This is a genomic window from Paraburkholderia sp. CNPSo 3274 (assembly GCF_024206475.1).
Lineage (GTDB): Bacteria > Pseudomonadota > Gammaproteobacteria > Burkholderiales > Burkholderiaceae > Paraburkholderia.
On sequence record NZ_JAMBPR010000044.1, the window covers coordinates 56,726 to 73,666 of the forward strand.

Sequence of the window (16,941 nt, forward strand, 5' to 3'; positions counted from 1 at the left end):
ATTCGTCATTTTCAAATCGCTCCCTTACAGCACCTTGGCTTCGGTTTTCAGCTTCTCGATCAGCGCCGCAACGTCCGGCACCTTCACGCCTGCCGAACGCTTGGGCGGCTCGGCAACCTTCAGCGTCTTCAGACGCGGCGTGACGTCCACGCCGAGGTCTTCGGGCTTCACGATCTCGAGCGACTTCTTCTTCGCCTTCATGATGTTCGGCAGCGTGACGTAGCGCGGCTCGTTCAGGCGCAGATCCGTCGTGACGACAGCGGGCAGCGTGAGCGACAGCGTTTCCGCACCGCCATCCACTTCGCGCGACACGGTGGCCTTGCCGTCGGCAACGACAACCTTCGAAGCAAACGTGGCTTGCGGCAGGTTCGCCAGCGCGGCGAGCATCTGGCCGGTCCGGTTCGAATCGTCGTCGATGGCCTGCTTGCCGAGAATGATCAGCGACGGCTGTTCCTTGTCGACGAGCGCTTTCAAAAGCTTCGCCACGGCGAGCGGCTGCAGATCGTCATTCGACTCGACCATCACGGCGCGATCCGCACCGATAGCAAGGGCCGTGCGCAGCGTTTCCTGGGCCTGCGAAACACCGCATGAAACGGCGATCACCTCGGTCGCCACACCGGCTTCCTTTAGACGCACTGCTTCTTCAACGGCAATTTCATCGAACGGGTTCATCGAAAACTTCACGTTGGCGATATCCACCCCCGTGCCGTCCGACTTCACACGAACCTTCACGTTGTAATCGACCACGCGCTTGACGGGCACCAGAATTTTCAAGCTCTTTCTCCTCGATAGGGGCAATGCTTTCGTCGCTGACGAAGACCTTCGTCACTGTGACAGACGCGTGAGCTGCGCGGAATTCAGCTTTGTGAAAGGCATTCTTCGAGCGCGCTAAAGCCGCGCCGCGCAACCTGTATGGGCGCGAAGCGTCGCACGAATGCGGCGCGCGCCGCAATCGTCCGTTCGAACGAAGCGGGGCGCGCGCACGCGAGAGGGGAGCGTCAGTCTTTCTTGTCGCGCACGAAGCGCAGTGCGAAGCGCACGAGCCGCGGCATGGTTTCCGGCCGCAGCAGACGCGTGTCGTAGCCCGAAAAACGCCGGTCGTTTTCGGCGAGACACAGGCGCATGAGTTCCGGCACGCTGATGTCCACGTCCGTCACCTGTTGCGCGCCGTTCATCGTGAAATTGTTGTCGTGCTTGTGTTCGTTGCCATCGGCATCCATGGCGCGCGCGAGGCCTACGCGTTCCCACACGAGAAAGGCCCATACGCCGGCCACCTTCAGCTCGAAGCGAATGCGTTGCCACCAGTTGAGCCGGGCGCGGTGCCAGGCCACCCAGTTCGCGAACAGGAGGATATGACGGCATTCTTCCTGCATGACGGGCTCGAAGGTATCGATGAGTTCGGGCGGAAAGAGGCCCGAGCGATGCGCCACTTCGAAGAGGCCGAACGCGAAGAAGCTGTCCACGCATTCGCTGTAGCCCGTCACGAGATAAGCCCATTCGGCGTCCTTGGGGTACACGTAGGGCGGCTCGCTCGCGAGCTTGATGCCGTACGCCGCCACCATGCGCGAGAGCACTTCCTTATGGCGGTTCTCCTCCCACGCGTTGAGTGCGAGCGCATCGCGCATCACGGCGTCGTCGAGTGAGGCGGCATAGGCGGCCATGCGCAGGCGCGCGCGGCCTTCCGTCTGCACGGCAATGTCCCAGATGGGCAGATCGGTAATGCGCTTGAGCGCCGCGGCTTCGAGCTGCGGCCAATCGAGTACCGAGGGCCGGTAAGGATTGAAGGTCTCGCGGAACATGCGGCACATTTCGTCGCGATGAACGTCGGAGCCGGGCGTGAGCGCACCGGTGACACGGCTCGTCCAGTGGCGCGTGTTGCGCTCGGCGGCGTCGAGCGTCTCGCGGTCCGGCCGCCCGACGGGTAACGCTGGCGCCTTGAAGCCGGGAATGAGTTGCGACGCATCGAAAGCGTCGAATATCAGGTCGTCCATCTCGCTGTTGTTTTGCTGGAGGCTAACGCACGCGATGCTTTAAAACTTCGCCGAGATGCATAAGAGATTGCAGTCGTCGCATGAGCTTACTTCGAACCGGCGCAACGCGCGACGAGCGCGACGTTTCATCGGATCGTTAGCTATCGTTCGTGCATCCCGCGTGAACTAACGCGGCTTCAATATTCAATCCGCCTCGTTCGACGCAATAGTGACCCGGGCCATATCGAATCGTTGAACAATCGCGGTGCGGCACGAATGCGCGCAATGGTCTAATTAAGCAGGTAGAGTACGGCTGACTGGCCTACTGTTGCGCCGCCGACTTGATACAGGCGGCCCAATGGAGGGCCGGCGGCAACGGCATGAAGACAGTCGGTAAAAGGGGGCGTCGCATGCGGGCAACGCCGCGGCGCCTGGACACTCCAGCTAACCGGAAACCTGCCTGTGCGCATCCTGTCGATATTCGGTACGCGGCCCGAAGCCATCAAGATGGCGCCGCTCGTCAAACGTCTTGAAGCGGAACCCGGCGTGCAGTCCGTCGTCTGCGTGACTGGGCAACATCAGACCATGCTCCAGCAGGTCCTCGACCTGTTCGGCATCGTGCCCGCCCACAACCTTGCCGCAATGACCGCGAACCAGACGCTCAACGGTCTCGCCGGGCGCCTGTTCGCCGGGCTCGACGACGTGCTCGCCGCCGAGCAGCCCGAGCGCGTGCTCGTGCATGGCGACACCCTGACCAGCATGGCGGGTGCCATTGCCGCCTTTCATCAGCGCATTCCGGTTGGGCACGTGGAGGCCGGACTGCGCACCGGCAATCTATTCGAGCCGTGGCCGGAAGAAATGAACCGGCGCGTGGTGGACGTAGTGAGCGACCTGCTCTTCGCGCCGACGGCAAGCTCGCGGGCGAATCTGGCAGCGGAGGCGTTGGGCGGGCGCGTGGTCGTGACAGGCAATACCGTGATCGATGCGCTGCATCTCATGTGCGAGCGGCTCGACAACGACGCAGCGCTGCGCGAGCGCCTCGACGCGCAATTTCCGTTTCTCGAATCGGCGGCCACCGGCCGGCCGTTGCTTCTCGTCACCGGGCATCGGCGCGAGAGTTTCGGCGAGGGCTTCGAACATATCTGCGCGGCGCTCGCCACGCTCGCGCATTCCGGCAAGATGCAGATCGTCTATCCCGTGCATCTGAATCCCAACGTCCGCGGCCCCGTACTCGCCACGCTCGGCAATGCGCCCAACGTCCATCTCACCGATCCGCTCGACTACCCCGAGTTCGTGCGCCTCATGCAGCGCGCGGCCATCGTGCTGACCGATTCGGGCGGTGTGCAGGAGGAGGCGCCCGCGCTCGGCAAGCCGGTGCTCGTGATGCGCGACGTGACCGAGCGCCCCGAAGCGCTTGCTGCAGGCACCGTGAAGCTCATCGGCACCGACCGGACGGCGATCGTGCGCGCCGTGCTCGAACTCGTCGAGAACGAAGACGAGCGGCGCGCTTACGCGAGGCGCGTCAATCCCTACGGCGACGGGCACGCTTCGGAGCGCATCGTCGCGGCGCTCACCGGCAAGCCGTTCGAGCCGTTCCCGAGCCGCGAGTTGCCTGGCTACCGGCATCCGGTGGTCGCCATGCGCCCGGAGCCCGCCGAGGCGGACGAGGCTGACGCGGCGTCTTGACGGCGGCTCGATGCCAACGTATCGGTTGCATCGCAGTGCCAGGCAATCAGCGCATTCCAAAGGCGCGATGGCAAGGACCGCCACGCGGCGGTTGCGCCGCCGCGCCGACACCAAGAGGCATGACACGTGAGATTCGATCCGATCGGGCAGGTGCGCGCAGCGGGGCGCAAGGGCGTGGGCGCGCCATATTGCGCCTATGTGGCCGCAGCGCTTCTCGCGGTGGTGGGCCGCTGCGCGTATGCGGCGCCTGGCGACCTGGCCGGTGCGTTCGCGCAGCTCGGAGCCGGGCGTGTGGAATCGCGAACCGTATCGCTGGCCGATCTCGGCGTGCGCGATCCGGTCGTGCTGCGCGCGCCCGATGCGACTCAGGAGCTCTATCTGCCGGTGCCCGCGGGTTTGCCGATCAGCAACGCGACGCTGCAGCTCGACGCGAACTACCTGCGCGGCAACGGCGGGCGCACGACCTTCGTGCTCTCGCTCGACGGCTCGCCCGTGCAGGCGCGCAACGTCACGGACGCGCAGGGCGACGGCTCGCTCAGCATTGGCGTGGATGGCGCGCCGCGCCCCTCGGGCTTCGTGCGCGTGGGGCTGCAATGGTCGTCGGTGCTCAACGAAAACGTGTGTACGGACCAGACGGCGATCGGCAACGTCTGGAAGGTCGCGCCCACTACGCGCCTCACGTATCAGTTCGACACTTCGGCCGTGAACGACGTGCGCACCGCGTGGAGCGCACTGCCTGCGAAACCCGTGGTCCTCGTGAGCGGCGGCAAGCTCGATGCCGCTGCGTACGACGTGGCGTGGCGGCTCGAAGCGCTGTTGATGCGTGGCGGCGCGACGCCCGTCACGACGCGCATGCCCGCGGTGGGCGACAGCGTGAATCTCGGCACCGTGCAGGTGCCGGCAGCGTTGCAGGCGGTGCCCGCTTTCGCCGCGCTGGCAGCGGGCGGCTCGCACAAGATTACGAATCCCGCTGAACTCGGTGCGCTCATCGCACTTGCGCCGGCGGGCGCCTTCGCGCCCAACGTCGTGGTCGCCGACGACGCGCTGCGCGCGCAAGCGGGCGCAGCGCTCGACGCGTTGCGCGGCGAGGTGCTGGCCGTGTCCGCCGATGCCGCAAGCGCCTTCGATGCGTGGCGCGCGCATTCCGGCGGCGCGCTTGCCACGCCGTTCGAGAAGGGTGAATTGCGCCTCGCGCATCTGGGTGGCCTGCCCACCGTGGTGGTAGGCGACGACACCGGCGTGAGCGCGCTTTCGCGCACGTGGAGCGGCATCGATGTGTCACGCCGGCTCGTCGTGCACGAGCTGGCCGCGTCGCCGAACCTGAGCGCGGGTGGTTCGAGCGACCGGATCGCGCTTTCGCTGATCGGTGGGACGCCGGGAACATTAGACGTGCTGACTAGTGCGGCATGGGAGGCCAACTTCGATCTCGCGGCCGCCTCGGGCGATGGACGGATTCCGCGCCGCGTGGTGCTCGATCTGGCTGCCGCACCCGCGGCGGACCGCAATGGCCAGACGGCGTCGATCTTTTTCAACGGCGTGCTGATCGGCTCGCACCTGCTCGACACCGACGGCCATGCGCAACGCGTGAGCGCGGACATCCCCGTCTATGCGCTCGGCACCACCAATACGCTGCGCGTGCTGTTCCAGCGCCAGCCAGCGGGCGGCTGCCGCCCGCGCGAGCAGGGCTATCCCGCGGCCGTGCTGCCGGGTAGTCATCTGGTCATCGGCGAGGGACCGCTCGGCGAAAACTTCACGGGCATGGTGGCGCGCTTCTCGCGCACAGCGAACGTGCTCGTGCCCGACGCCTATCTGGCCGACCCGGTAACGACGCTACCGCGCGTGGCGCGGCTCGCGAACGCGGTGGGCGTGGCGCCCACGCGTGCGACGCTCCAGGTGGTGCCGAACGGCCAGAGCGGGCAGCCGAAAGACCCATTCCTCGCCGCCGATGTCGCGCTCGACAGTGAAGCGGGCCACGCGAGCTTTGCGGGTGGCCGCCTCACGCTCAAGGGGCGCGGCGGCTCGATGCTCGCCGACATGTCGGGTCTCGCGAATCTCGGTCTGATCCAGGTGGTGCGCTCGGGCTCGACGCCCGGCATCGTCTACCGCAGCGTGGGCGACGCCCCCGTTCTGCCGCCCGGCATGCAGTTGCAGCAGGGCGACGTGGCCATCGTCGACGCGAGCGGGGTGCTCAAGGCCTTCGACACGCAGTACCCCGGCGGCGTGCCGCCGACGGACGATCAGCGCGCGTGGCTCACGCGTCATTGGGCGGGCTGGGGCGTGCCGAGCATCTCCATCGCGGTGCTGGTGCTGCTGCTGCTCGCAGCGGGCTTCGCGCGCAAGCGGGCGCGGGCGAGGACGGCGGCGGCCGCCGCGGCGCGCGCGGCGCAGGAGAGCGCCGAAAACCCGGACAACAAGCAGAGCGGATCGTGAGCGCGCACGCCATCGACTGGTGGCTCAACTACTACGCCGGCCGCTACTACGAGGGCATGGAGTACCTCGCGGCGGTGGTGGCGGTGGTGATCCTGTTATCGAGCATCGACGATCTGTTCATTGACGCGTGGTACTGGGTTCGCCGGATCATCCGCCACTTCACGATCGAGCGCCGCTACGAGCCGTTGCGCGCCGAGCAGCTCTACACGCGCGAGCAGCAGCCGCTGGCGATCATGGTGCCCGCGTGGCGCGAGGAGGATGTAATCGCCTCGATGGTGACCGACCTCGTGCACGTGCTCGACTACAAGAACTATGTCGTGTTCGCCGGCACCTACCAGAACGACGCGGCGACCATTGCCGAAGTCGAGCGCATGCGGCGACGCTACAAGCAGCTCCACCGCGTGGAGGTGCCGCACGACGGTCCCACCTGCAAGGCCGATTGTCTGAACTGGATCGTGCAGGCGATCTTTCGCATGGAGAAAGAAACCGGCATTGAATTCGCGGGCGTGATCCTGCACGACAGCGAGGACGTGCTGCATCCGCTCGAGTTGCGCTTCTTCAACTACCTGTTGCCGCGCAAGGACATGATCCAGTTGCCGGTGGCGTCGCTCGAGCGCGAATGGTACGAACTCGTTGCGGGCACCTATATGGACGAGTTCGCCGAATGGCATGCGAAGGATCTCGTGGTGCGCGAGAGCCTTGCCGGCACCGTGCCGTCGGCCGGCGTGGGCACATGCTTTTCGCGCCGCGCGCTGCGCGGGCTCGCAGAGCAAACGCAGAACCAGCCCTTCAACACGGAGACGCTGACCGAAGACTACGACGTGGGCGAACGCCTGGGCCGCATGGGCATGCATTCGATTTTTGCGCGCTTTCCCGTGGCGTTCGCCACGCGGCGCAAGTCGTGGTTCGGCTTCGGGCCCGAGCGCGACGTCACGCTGACCATGCCGCTGTGCGTGCGCGAGTTCTTTCCCGATACGTTTCGGACCGCTTACCGTCAGCGCGCGCGCTGGACGCTCGGCATCGGCCTGCAAGGATGGGAGCAGACGGGCTGGGTCGGCACGATCGCCAACCGGTATCTACTCGCGCGCGACCGTAAGGGCATCGTCACGGCGTTCGTCGGCATCATTGCATACGTACTGCTCGCGCAGTTCCTGCTCTTTGCGTACGCCGAGTTTCTCGGCATTCGTCCGGATCTGGTCGCCTCGCCGTTCGCAGGCTCCCGCTTTCTCACCATCGTGCTGTGGGCCAACGGTGTCGCGTTGCTGCTGCGCGTGATTCAGCGCGTCTACTTCGTCTCGCGGCTCTACGGCTGGGAGCATGGCGTGCTTTCGGTGCCGCGCATGGTGATCGGCAACTTCGTGAACTTCATGGCGGTTTCGCGCGCGTGGAAGATGTATCTCGCGTATCTCGTCACCGGCAAGCGGCTCGTGTGGGACAAGACCATGCACGACTTCCCCTCGTCGGACGGCTTCACAGACCGCCGGCAGCGCCTCGGCGAACTGCTGCTTTCATGGCAGGCGATCGGACCCAGGGAACTGGAGCAGGCGCTGGCCCAGGAGCACGCGCATGAAGCGCCGCTCGGGCGCGTGCTGATGGCGCACGGCTGGCTCGACGAGGAAACGCTCGCGGAGGCCATCGCGTTCCAGGCAGACCTGCCGCGCGGCCGGCTCGATCGCGAACGGCTCATGCATTACGCGAGCGATCTGCCGATCGAACTCGCGGTGCGTTACCGCGTGCTGCCGCAAGGCGACGACGGCAAGGGGCATGAGGTGCTGCTATGCGCGAGCCCGCTCGCGCAACCGGCGCTCGCTGCGTTGCAGGCCCAATGCGCGTTGCCGATCGTGCAGCGCGTCGTGCGCGAGGGCGAGGTGGCGGACGGCTTGCGTCTGTTGCGCGGCGTGCCGCCGGGGCAAGTGCGTGAAGCGCATGAAGCGAAGGCAAACGCGCAAGCGCACGGCGCCGCGACGCCTGGCGTGCCGCTGCTGGGCGATCTGCTGATCGAACGCGGCGCGGTGAAGCGCGCCGCATTCGAAAGTGCGTTGCAACGCTATCGGCCCGCCGAGCATGGCCGGATCGGCGATTTCATGGTGGAGCAGGGCGTGATCACACGCGATGCGCTGGCCACGGCGATCGCGGAGCAGGAGCGCCTGCGCGCCGAAGGTGCATCCACGTCATGAGACGGACCCCGAAGCATTTTCCGGCGAGGCGATCTTCATCTGGATGGGGTGGCGGCGCGCCGAGTCGCGCGACGATGCCGCGTACGCTCCTGCTCGCCGCGTTGTGGGCTGCGCTCGCGGGCGCGGGGCGCGCTCAGGCTCAGGCGCTGCCGCAGGGCACGCAGCCGTTGCCGTTGAGCGGCGCGGCCTATCGCGTCGCCCAGCAAGGCTACGACGCTTATGCGCGCCGCGACTACGCGGCGGCCGAGCGCTATGCGCGCGAGGCGATCCGGCAACGGCCCGATCTCGCCACGCTACGCTTGTTACTCGCGAATTCGCAGGCGGCGCGCGGGCAATGGCGCGAGGCGAGCCGCACGCTCTCCGACGCGATCGCGCAGATCGGTCCCGACGCGGCGCTCACGGCACGGCGGCGCGAGGTCGATGCGCAGGTGGCGGCGCTGGCGCGGCCGGGTACGCCAACAGGCGGCGGCCGCACGGCGCGGGCCGCGCCGCCGCCGGGTTCCGGTCCGCCCGACTATCTGACCGGCCGGGCATGGCAGCTTGCTCAGGATGCCTATAAATCGTACGGCGCGAAGCAATACGACGCCGCCTGGCGCGAGGCGAGCGCGGGAATCGCGTTGCGGCCCGACATCTTGCGTCTGCGGCTGCTCGCCATCGACGCCGCCGCAGCGGGCGGCCACGACCGCGAAGCCTGGCAGGCCGCGCAGGAGGCGCAGCGGCGTTTCGGCGACAGCCAGGCGCTGCGCGAGCGCCGCACGCAAATCGGCGCGCGGCTCGCGCCCGCGGCGGTGCAAGCGGCTCAGGCGGCGCGCACGCGCGGCGACGCCGCGCAGGCCATCGCGCTCATGCACGAGGCGATCGGCTACGCGCCGTTGCATCTTGGCAACCGGCTGCTGCTTTGCGAGATGCTGCTGGAACAGAACGACATGGCGGGCCTTGAAGCCGCGGCGGGCGATGCGATTGCGTCGGGCGCCACGCCGACGCTCATGCCGTACGTGTTGCGCGGCTATGCGCGCGCATCACAGGGCAGGTCGACACAAGCCAATGAGGATTTTGCGCAGGCGCTGCTGAGCGAAGGCGCCTCGGTGCGCGACGAGCGGGTGGCGCACGCGATCATCGCCGATGTGTGGACCGCCGAAGGCCAGCCACAGCGCGCACTCGACCTGCTTGCCACGCTGCCGCCCGCTGGCGACGACACCGACGCCCTGATCGCCATGCGCCGCTACTACGCGCGCGCGGCGCTCGCGCAGTCCGCCGCGCCGTCCACGCCTGCAACGCCCGGCGAGCGAGTGGCCACGGCGGCGCGCCCGGTGCTCGACTGCACGGTGGACCAATACGGCAGCGCCTGCGACGTCTACGCCGCCGATCCCGGCTTCGCGGACCGGCGTGCCGCGATCGTCGCTGCGCAGCGCGGCGATCAGACGGCCGCGCTCGACGCACAGCGCCGGGCCGTAGCCGCGGATCCGCGCAATCCGCAGCATCGGCTCGAGCTGATCGACGCGCTCACCGCCGCGGGCGACACCGAAGGCGCGAAGCACGAAGCGCGCGCCATGGCCGACGCAGGCCTGCTCGACGCGCTGCCGCCACTTTCCGCCGCGTACGTCGCGCAGCGCGCGGGAGACGACCGCCGCGCTTCCATGTACTTCGCGTTGGCGGACGAAGCCGGCCAGTTGCCGCCACAAGCCACGGGCGATGCAGGCTACAGCGCTTACCGCGCGACCTTCGACGCGCTAGCCGCAAGCTATTTCAAACGCGCGATCGATTACGGCACCTCGCCGCCGCCAGGCGTCGCGCCTGCCACGCTGGTGCAACTGCAAGACCTGCGCAACGCACACGCCGATGTCACGCGCGACTGGGGCGCGATCGCCTCGGTCAACTATCGCGGCTCAGGACTTCAGCCCGGCGTCTCGACAGGCGAAGTGCCCGGCTCGTACAACAACTGGCAAATGGGCCTCGAAGGATACTGGCGGCCGTTCGGCACGCTCGGCGACCGCAACTTCGAGGTCTACGCACGCGTCTATCAGGACGTCGGCGCGAAGGGCGACGCGCCGAGCGGCATCTCCACGGCGCTCGGGGCCATCGGCGCGCGCGCGAAGCCGTTCGAATCGATCAACGCGGTGGTGGCGTTCGAGCGGCTCATCCCCATCGGCTCGCGCGCGCCTTCCGACTGGCTGCTGCGCCTTGCCTACTCGGGCGGCATCGGCACCGAGCGGCGGTTTGACGTGCCTTCGTGGTGGACGCTGCAGGACTATGGCGAAGTCGGCCATTACGTGAGCAACGGCTGGAACTACGGCACGGGCTATATCGAGGCGGGCCGCACGTGGCGGCTCGACACCATCAGCCCGAAGCTCACGGTCTTTCCGTACGCGGTGGCCGGCGTGGACTACGATTCGAGCATCAACCACAGCGTGCCGCTCGGGATGGGCGTGGGCGTCTCGACGCGCTACTGGTTCCGCGACAGCTTCTACGACGCGCCGCGCTCCTATGTCGACGTGACGGTGCAGTACCGCTGGCACATCACGGGCGACGACCGGGCGGGCGGGGTGTTCTTCGGCGCCGTGCTCTCTTATTGAGGAAACCTGATGATCGTGCGGAGAAACGCTCGAGGCAACGCGGGCCAGGCAGAGGAGGCCGGGTCAACGCGCTTGCGCGTCTTGCCGCGCTGCGCGCGCCTGGCATGCGCGGCGCTGTGCGCGCTCGCTGCCGCGGGTTGCACGCTGCAGGTGCCCGCACACGCGGATGCGCTCGCGCAAGGCATCGTCTGGCAGCCCGACAACGACCATCTCGACTTGCGCGGCGACTGGGACCGGTTGGGCGTGAACGAGCTGCTGGTGCAATGGATCGCCGTGGACGACGTCGCGTTCATGGCGGGCGCGGGTATTCCTGCGCCGCGCGTGCCCGACTGGGTGCGCATTGGCAACGAACCGTGGGCGCGCGGCGTGATCGTCGGCCTCGCGGGCTATTCGGACGAAAAGAAAGCGCGCGAGAACCTCGACACGCTCGTCGATCGTTCGCTCAAGCTCGCGGCCGTGCGCCCGCCGGTGCATATCACGGGCTGGTATTTTCCGGTCGAAGTCGATCCCACCTGGACCGACGCGCCACGCATGGCGCCGCTGCTGGAGAAGCTGCCGCATCCGCTGTGGATCAGCGTGTACGACACCAGCAACATCGGCGGCGAGGCGCTCGCGAAATGGCTCGACGGCTGGCTGCCGCGCGACGTCGGCGTGTTGCTGCAGGACGGCTGCGGCGTCTATGCGCGCGGCCCGGCGGCCGCGCGTGAATATGCGGATGCCTTATCCGCGCATTTGGGCCACAAGCGCGTGCGCATCATCGCGGAGGCATTCCGTCCCAGGCAGGGTGGGGGCTTTCGCGCGGCCACGGCCGCCGAGCTGGCGCCGCAGCTCGAGGCGTATCGCGGCTATCGCGTGTATCTCTTCGACGGGCCGCACTATATGTCGCCGGAACTCGTCGAGGGCCTGCTGCAGCAGCAGAAAGCGAAGGGCGCCGCGCAGTAACAGCTCGTACGGCAAACGCGCAACCCGCGAGCGGCGGGTTCGCAAACTTCAGCGCAATTGCGCAAAGGCGATCAACAGGACCATGCCGCCGATGGCGCCGTCGAGCACGCGCCATGCACTCGCCCGCCGGAACAGCGGCGCGAGCGCACGCGCGCCGTAGCCTAGCGCGACGAACCATACCGCGCTCACGCACATTGCGCCAATTGCGAAGGCGAGGCGGCTGCCCTGCGGTTCTCTCGCGCCGGCCGTGCCGATCAGCAGGAAGGTGTCGAGATACACGTGCGGATTGAGCCAGGTGAACGCGAGCGTCATGAGGATGATCGGCCAGGCGCGCTGCTCGGGCGCATCCGTCGCGGCATGGCTCTCCAGCACGGCGTGCGAAGGGCGCACCGCCCGGCGCAGCGCGCCGATGCCGAACCACACGAGCCAGGCGAGTCCCACGTACAGCACGATGTGCACGAAGGTCGGATAGCGCTCGACGAGCGCCGAGGCGCCGCCCACCCCTGCGCCGATCAGCACGAAGTCGGATAGTGTGCAGAGCAGGACGATCTTGCCGACGTGCGAGCGCAGGATGCCCTGACGCAGCACGAACGCATTCTGTGCGCCGATCGTGACGATGAGCGAGGCGCAGAGCGCCGCGCCGTGAGTGAAAGCGAGCCAGTTCATGACGGTTGCGGACAAAGTAGGAGCGCGGGCGGCGCGGTGCGCGGCGCCCGCGGTCATTGGACATCGACAGGGAATGGCGCTAGTCTGCCGCCAGGGGCGACATAAGCAAAGCTCATTTTCATTAACTGGATTAAGGAACGCTAATGCTCGACTATGCCATGCTCGATGCGCTCGCCGCCGTCGTGCGGCATGGTTCGTTCGATCGCGCCGCGGGCGCGCTCAACGTCACGCCGTCGGCGGTTTCGCAGCGCGTGAAGCTGCTGGAGGAGCGCGTGGGCACCGTGCTCGTGAAGCGCGGCCAGCCTTGCGTCGCGACGGCTTCCGGCGCGCTGCTGTGCCGTCACACGGAGCGGGTGCAATTGCTCGAGGCAGAGCTGGGCGGGGCGATGCCGACCTTCACGAGCGCGCTGGGGGCGGCGCGGCCGACGCTGCGGGTGGCCGTCAACGACGACAGCGTGGGCACCTGGTTCATCGACGCCGTGGCGGGCTTCTGCGTCGAGCGCGGCATTCTGCTCGACCTCGTGATCGACGACCAGGATCACACCGCGCAACGCATGCGCGACGGCAGCGTGCAGGGCGCCGTCACGACGCAGGCCGAGCCCGTGCAAGGTTGCCGCTCGACACGGCTCGGTCGCATGCGCTACCTCGCGGTGTGCTCGCCGGCGTTCTTCGAGCGGCATTTCGCGCAAGGGGTGACGCGCGACACGCTGCGCCACGCGCCGTGCGTCGAATTCAATCCCAAGGATCAACTGCAAAAGCGCTTCATTCGCCGCATCACGCGCGCGCAGATCGACGCGCCGCTGCACTGGATTCCCCATGTGGCCGGGTTTCTGCGCTGCTGCCTGAATGGTCTGGGCTGGGGCATGTGCCCCGAGCGTATGATCGCGCCGCATCTGGCACGCGGCGAACTCGTCGAACTCACGCCCGGCCGCGCGCTCGACGTCGAACTCTACTGGCAGAGCTGGCGGCTTTCCATTGGCTGGCTCGATGACTTCGGGGCCATGCTTAGGGTGCGCGCCGGCGAATTTCTCGATCAGGGCCGCGGCACGTAAGACGCGAGCCGTGCGATATCTTCATTCGTTTGTCTTTATCCGCGGATTCAATGGTGGATTAGTGTGCATACTTTCGGTGCGGATGACGGCGCTTGTAACATCACCGTTTTTGTTGCTATTCATGTCCTGCGAGTTGCACAATGTCCGCATTGACGCGTGGCAAAGCGTCTAAAGCAATATCCAAAATCCATTAATTGCTTTTCGAATAGTGGAATGTCTCGATATTCTATGCGTGTGGACAACGCAAGCTTTGTGCGAGAATTTCGCGTCCAATAGACTGACGTTTAGTATGCGAGATGTCCGATGCACCTATGTCATATAGGGCATTGCGTTTCATTGATCGGTCACGTCCCGTGTGTAAGAGTGGAGTCGGTGTGATGCCGCTCAAGGCCATCAGACTGGCCACGGACGGGCATTCTGGGCTTTATGCGTTCGCGGGACGCAGTGGGCGCTGTAACAATTCAGTTATGGTGAAAAGTCACGCCACTAGTGGCATCCGGCGTAAAAACGGTTATTTTTTCCGCAGTGAGATTGTTAAGTATCATCAAATCGGAAAAAAAGTTCACGGATGTAAAGAAACCAACATTGGAGACTTACAGTCGGAACTGAAAGCTCCGCCATCCCGGTTTTTGCGTTTGGCATTATCGTGTGAAAATTGCGTTTTTCCTGTGGATTGCGAGTTGGACACGCTATAATCCGGACGTGGCAGAGTGCTTATTCGACCGGCATATTTGAATCGTTTCCACGTGCACGAGGTGCATTATGACGAAATTAGATACCGGCAGCGTTTGGCAACAAACCATTGACCTTCTGTCCGCGGCTGCCGAGCCGCTAAGCCTGGACAGCGAACTCGAAGGCAGCGGTAGGAGCTGTAAACCGGTACCCATCACACGCGGTGCTTCGGAGGCGGCCAACCGGCGGCGCGCCACCGTCCGTTCGTGGGATGCGCAGGGCATCACCTTGATCCGGCGGCATGATCCGGACAGCATCACCGTTTGCTGGAGCGACGCCACCTATGGCCGCTACTCCGACCAGTTGTGGCGGGTCTGCACGGCGCGCCGCAGCGCCGTATGCGCGCTGACCGGCGAGAAGATCCGCCGCGGCGACGCGGTGTTCCGGCCGAGCCCCAATCGCCGTCATCGCCCGGCCAATGCCGACGCGATGATCCTCGCGAGCAAGCTCGACAACCTACCCAATGCCGTGGTCGCGGCGCGTCTGGACGAGGCGCTGGCCGCCTGAGCGGTGTAGCCGGTCGCACCGGTTGCCTGCGGGGTATGGCGGCACCACCCGTCGCTCACGTGCCGCGAGGCTGGTCACACCTCGTCATTCCAACGATATGAAGCTGCGAACGAACGCCGGCGCCCTTCGGGGCGCCGGCGTTCTCGTGCATGGAGAAAGGAGGGTCGCCACCGTCCACTGGAGCAGGCGCAACCGGCGCCCGCTCCGGCGGTCCACCACTCATACGGTGGCGTCGCGGGCGTTTTCCTCTTCGAGCGCGTCGCGCGTCTCGGGCATCGCAAGCCAAACCATCAGCACCGCGGCGGCGCCTGCGCTCGCGAGCGCGAGGAAGCTAACCGTATTGCCCAGGTGATCGGCGATAAAGCCGGCAAGCGCCGTCGACAGCGTCGCCCCGATCCCCGCCGAAAGCCCGAAGAGCCCGATACAGAGGTTGTAGCGGCCTTTGCCGCCCGCCACGTCGGCGGCGATGAGCGGCAGCATCACGCCGAACACGGCGGCCGAAAGGCCGTCGAGCATCTGCACCGGTACGAGGAAGTACGGGTTGCCGACGGCGGCGAACAGCAGCGCCCGCAGCGGCAGCGCGCAAAAGCCGAGAATCAGCACGGGCCGGCGCCCCCAGGCCTGCGCGGTGCGGCCTACCCAGGGCGACATCAGCGCGACGATGGCTTGAGGCACGATGATGCACGCCGCAATCACGAGCTGAACGTTGTCGCCCATGCCGGCCGTCACTTCGCCGGCGGCGAGGTTGAGCATCGCGGCGTTCGAAAGGTGGAACAGCACCACGCAGGCCGCGAAGGTCAGCATGCGCCGGTCGCGCAGCAGGTCGAAGATCGTCTCGCGAGCTTCGCCCGAGCCCGAGCCCGCGGCCGCGCCGGCCAGGCCGCGCTTGGCCGCGGGTTTGGCGTAGGCGGCGTTCCGGTCGTACTCGATCATCGCGAGCGCGACGAGCGCGGGCAACGCGAGCGCGGCCGTCAGCCAGAACACGGAGCGCGGCGACCAGTACTCGCCGCACAAGCCCATCAGCCCGGCGGCCACCGCACTGCCGATCGAGGCCCAGCGCGCGTTGCGGCCGAGCCGGTCGCCGAGGTTCTGGCGGCCCACCAGCGCGAGCGCGAGCGCCGCCATGGCCGGCACGAGCATGCAGCTGGCGAAGCCGTGGAAGATCTCGGCCGCCATGACCGCCACGACGGTCGGGCTCGAGGCGAGCAGGACGGCCGAGATGATGATCGCGATGATCGCCCATGCGGCGGCGGCTTTCTTGTTGCGCAGGGCGTCCACGGCCGCGCCACCCGGCACCTGGCTCACCATCGCGCTGATCGTGCCCACCGAAAGCGCCAGGCCGATCTCGCCCTGAGTCCACTTGTGCGAAGCCAGATACGAGGCAATGAACGGCCCGAAGCCCGTCTGCACGTTCGCCACGAAGAAGTTCAGCCAGTCGAGCGCGCGCACGCTGCGCTGGCTTGGATTGGGTTGTTGCATGGTGCCGTCCGTCATTTGGCACCGTGGGCATTGGCTGCGGACGCGACGGGCGATGCAGCGGGCGCCGCTTGTGCAGCCGGCGCCGGCGGCGGCGGGGCGGCGGGCGTCACGGCGCGCACCGGCTGGTCGGGCGCGTAAGGCGGCGAGGCATCCACCTGCTGATCGCTCATTTCGAGCTGCGCTTCGAGCGCATTGTTCTTCGTGACGAAGTGCAGCGCGGACCAGTCGGCCGCGATCGTATGACGTTTCTCGAGCGTGCCGCTCACGTCGAGCACCACGGCCTGCGGGGCGGCGCTGCCGTCAAGCAGGACGTCCACCACGCGGCCCACTTTGGCGCCGTTGGCGCGTTCCACGTCCGCGTCGAGCATGGGCAGGCGCGTCGCGCTCGCCTCGGGGTTGCCGGGCTGCGGCGCACCGGCCTTGGGCCGATCGGGGACCTGCAGCTGGTTCGCCGGCAGGGCAAGCGTGATGGCAGGCGTTTTCGGCTGGGTATTCACGCGCACGCCGCTCCACGGGAAGTTGGCCTTGCGGTCCCCAATGCCCATGAAGCCTTGCAGATTCACCACGACGTCGACGGGCTTGCCGCCGGGGCCCGTCACCATGTCGACGGCGCGGCCCACGACCTTGCCGTCGGTCTTTTGCACTTCGCTGTCGAGCAGCGTGCGGAAGGTGCCGCGCTCGAGCGTGCGCACCTGCACGATGGGCGCTGGGGGCGGCGCCGGCGGGG

12 protein-coding genes are annotated in these 16,941 nt (G+C 67.0%); 7 read left to right on the plus strand and 5 right to left on the minus strand.

Annotated features, from left to right (window positions below; genetic code table 11):
* Window positions 1-24: 24 nt before the first annotated feature.
* Complete coding sequence (locus M3I54_RS27125; protein WP_254341689.1) at window positions 25-774, minus strand: electron transfer flavoprotein subunit beta/FixA family protein; 750 nt, start codon at window positions 772-774, stop codon at window positions 25-27.
* 224 nt (window positions 775-998) lie between these two features.
* The gene (locus M3I54_RS27130) at window positions 999-1,991 is read right to left on the minus strand and encodes a ferritin-like domain-containing protein (protein WP_254341691.1); all 993 of its coding nucleotides are present in this window, start codon (window positions 1,989-1,991) and stop codon (window positions 999-1,001) included.
* A gap of 435 nt (window positions 1,992-2,426) precedes the next feature.
* Here M3I54_RS27130 and wecB point away from each other — a divergent pair, with 435 nt between their 5' ends.
* The 5 genes from wecB (at window position 2,427) to M3I54_RS27155 (ending at window position 11,778) form a co-directional block, all read left to right on the plus strand.
* Complete coding sequence (gene wecB, locus M3I54_RS27135) at window positions 2,427-3,656, plus strand: non-hydrolyzing UDP-N-acetylglucosamine 2-epimerase (protein ID WP_302059148.1); 1,230 nt, start codon at window positions 2,427-2,429, stop codon at window positions 3,654-3,656.
* 126 nt (window positions 3,657-3,782) lie between these two features.
* On the plus strand, window positions 3,783-6,086 hold the full coding sequence (locus tag M3I54_RS27140) for a cellulose biosynthesis cyclic di-GMP-binding regulatory protein BcsB (RefSeq protein WP_254341693.1): 2,304 nt from the start codon (window positions 3,783-3,785) through the stop codon (window positions 6,084-6,086).
* Window positions 6,083-8,263 (plus strand): glycosyl transferase family protein, encoded by a 2,181-nt coding sequence (locus M3I54_RS27145; protein ID WP_309249645.1) that lies wholly within the window; start codon window positions 6,083-6,085, stop codon window positions 8,261-8,263. Before M3I54_RS27140 ends, M3I54_RS27145 begins: the two co-directional genes overlap by 4 nt.
* A 74-nt stretch (window positions 8,264-8,337) precedes the next feature.
* The gene (locus M3I54_RS27150) at window positions 8,338-10,836 is read left to right on the plus strand and encodes a tetratricopeptide repeat protein (RefSeq protein WP_254341695.1); all 2,499 of its coding nucleotides are present in this window, start codon (window positions 8,338-8,340) and stop codon (window positions 10,834-10,836) included.
* A 9-nt stretch (window positions 10,837-10,845) separates the two neighbouring features.
* The gene (locus tag M3I54_RS27155) at window positions 10,846-11,778 is read left to right on the plus strand and encodes a hypothetical protein (protein ID WP_254341697.1); all 933 of its coding nucleotides are present in this window, start codon (window positions 10,846-10,848) and stop codon (window positions 11,776-11,778) included.
* 48 nt (window positions 11,779-11,826) lie between these two features.
* On the opposite strand, the gene M3I54_RS27160 is transcribed toward M3I54_RS27155, so the two are convergent.
* Entirely contained in the window at window positions 11,827-12,444 is a 618-nt protein-coding gene (locus M3I54_RS27160; protein WP_254341699.1) for a LysE/ArgO family amino acid transporter, read from the minus strand.
* Between the two features lie 143 nt (window positions 12,445-12,587).
* Here M3I54_RS27160 and M3I54_RS27165 point away from each other — a divergent pair, with 143 nt between their 5' ends.
* Entirely contained in the window at window positions 12,588-13,496 is a 909-nt protein-coding gene (locus tag M3I54_RS27165; RefSeq protein WP_254341701.1) for a LysR family transcriptional regulator ArgP, read from the plus strand.
* A 762-nt stretch (window positions 13,497-14,258) separates the two neighbouring features.
* Complete coding sequence (locus M3I54_RS27170; RefSeq protein ID WP_254341703.1) at window positions 14,259-14,735, plus strand: DUF3331 domain-containing protein; 477 nt, start codon at window positions 14,259-14,261, stop codon at window positions 14,733-14,735.
* Window positions 14,736-14,954: 219 nt separating this feature from the next.
* Here M3I54_RS27170 and M3I54_RS27175 read toward each other — a convergent pair whose 3' ends face one another.
* Window positions 14,955-16,214: an MFS transporter gene (locus tag M3I54_RS27175; protein ID WP_254341705.1), complete on the minus strand. Its 1,260-nt coding sequence runs from the start codon at window positions 16,212-16,214 to the stop codon at window positions 14,955-14,957.
* Window positions 16,215-16,225: 11 nt separating this feature from the next.
* Window positions 16,226-16,941 (minus strand): PRC-barrel domain-containing protein (locus M3I54_RS27180; RefSeq protein WP_254341711.1); only part of this gene is annotated, 716 nt, incomplete at its 5' end.